This is a genomic window from Armatimonas sp. (assembly GCF_043760365.1).
GTDB lineage: Bacteria > Armatimonadota > Armatimonadia > Armatimonadales > Armatimonadaceae > Armatimonas.
This window is the reverse complement of sequence record NZ_JAYUPA010000426.1, coordinates 1-1,739: the sequence shown is the minus strand read 5'-3', so window position 1 is coordinate 1,739 and position 1,739 is coordinate 1. Positions and strand designations below refer to the sequence as shown.

At 55.3% G+C, this 1,739-nt stretch carries 3 protein-coding genes and 1 pseudogene; all 4 read left to right on the top strand.

Features of this window, described 5'->3' with window-relative positions; all coding sequences use genetic code 11:
• Window positions 1-12: 12 nt before the first annotated feature.
• The gene (gene ndhC / locus ACH2EH_RS10005; protein WP_395141266.1) at window positions 13-87 is read left to right on the top strand and encodes an NADH-quinone oxidoreductase subunit A; all 75 of its coding nucleotides are present in this window, start codon (window positions 13-15) and stop codon (window positions 85-87) included.
• A gap of 15 nt (window positions 88-102) precedes the next feature.
• Window positions 103-576 carry an NADH-quinone oxidoreductase subunit B gene (locus tag ACH2EH_RS10000; protein WP_184203798.1) on the top strand — a complete coding sequence of 158 codons (474 nt, stop codon included), beginning with the start codon at window positions 103-105 and terminating at the stop codon, window positions 574-576.
• A gap of 6 nt (window positions 577-582) precedes the next feature.
• A complete protein-coding gene (locus ACH2EH_RS09995) occupies window positions 583-1,194 on the top strand; it encodes an NADH-quinone oxidoreductase subunit C (protein ID WP_395141265.1) in 612 nt (203 codons plus the stop codon).
• A 90-nt stretch (window positions 1,195-1,284) separates the two neighbouring features.
• Window positions 1,285-1,739 (top strand): annotated as a pseudogene (locus ACH2EH_RS09990) (NADH-quinone oxidoreductase subunit D); the annotation flags it as partial.

The following is a 1,739-nucleotide window of genomic DNA, read 5'->3' as shown; positions in this document are numbered from 1 at the left end:
AACCTCGCGGAGATGGGGCTGTTTGTGGCGATTTTGTTCGTGGGCTACATTTATATCTGGCGTCGCGGCGCCTTCGAGTGGGGCTAGGAAGTTAGAGTTACTATGAGCCAGGAAACTGACCAGCCGTTTTTGACGGCATCACTGAACAAGATGGTGAACTGGGGGCGCAAGAACTCACTCTGGCCCGCGACTTTTGGGCTCGCGTGCTGTGCTATCGAGATGATGGCCTCCACCGACAGCCGCTTTGATCTCTCCCGCTTCGGCTCCGAGGCGTTTCGTGCCTCGCCGCGTCAGGCAGACTTAATGATTGTCAGCGGGCGTGTCTGCAAAAAAATGGCTCCCGTCTTGCGCCAGGTCTACGACCAGATGCCCGATCCCAAGTGGGTGATCGCGATGGGGGATTGTGCTAGTAATGGTGGCGTCTTCAATAACTACGCCGTGGTGCAGGGCGTGGATCAGATCGTCCCTGTTGATATCTACGTCCCCGGTTGTCCGCCCAGCCCCGATGCCCTGATCCATGCCGTTATGGAGCTTCAGAAAAAAATTGATAAAGAGCGCTTTAGCGAGAGATATTAATAAAAAATGGTAGACGTTGATGTTCGTCTGGGACTATCGGGTTCAGATCTTGCGATTCGGGAGCGGACTTTCAAGGCTGATCTGACGCGCCTGGCCGAATCTAATCTTACGGTTGAGGACTCGCCGGAAGTCAAAGCGCTTGTTGAGGCGGGCTACGGTGCGGAGATTGTCGCCAGCAAGCGCTTCCGGGGCCAGGATTTTCTGACAGTTCGTAAAGAGCGGATCGTGGGACTACTCACCGTTCTGCGTGATCATGCGGCACTAGACTACAAGCTCGTCTCCGATATCTTCGGCGTCGATTTGCTCGGCTTTGAGGTGGAGCCGCGCTTCGAAGTCGTCTACAGTCTTTACTCGCTCAAGACCTACCGACGGATTGTCGTCAAAGCCCAGGTCAGTGAAGATGATCCCACCATTGACACGACAAGCGGCGTCTGGCCCGCCGCTGAGTGGCCCGAGCGTGAGATCTACGATCTGTTTGGCATCACCTTTAATCACCACGCGGACATGCGCCGGATTCTCATGCCCGATGACTGGGTGGGGCATCCCTTGCGTAAAGACTTCCCGCTTGGTGGCGAGGAAGTCGAGTTCAGCCACAATGTCCGGGAGCAAGCAAAGTAAGCCATGAGTGCGTCTTTATCTTTAGAGAAAGTCCCGCAAGCTGGGATTGAGATCGAGCGGTACCTGGATCCTGAGACGGCTCAAGAGACCATGACCATCAACATGGGGCCCTCGCATCCGTCTACGCACGGTGTGCTTCGCCTCGTGCTGGAGCTAGACGGCGAGACAGTGGTGCGCTGTACGCCGCATATTGGCTATCTCCACACGGGGATCGAGAAGACCATGGAGAACCTGAGTTATTATAAAGCTCTGGTGCTCACCGACCGTGAGGACTATCTCTCGAATCTCTGTAATAATCTGGCCTACTCGCTTGCTGTTGAGAAGCTTCTGGAAGTGGCGATCCCGCCTAAGGCTGACTACATGCGTGTCTTGCTCAACGAGCTAGAGCGCATCGCGTCGCACTGCCTGTGGCTGGGAACGCACGCACTTGATATCGGCGCAATGAGCATGTTCTTCTATACCTGGCAAGACCGTGATCGTGTTTTAGAGCTTAAAGAGCATCTGTCAGGCGTCCGTACCAAGACAAGCTGGATCTGCCCCGGGGG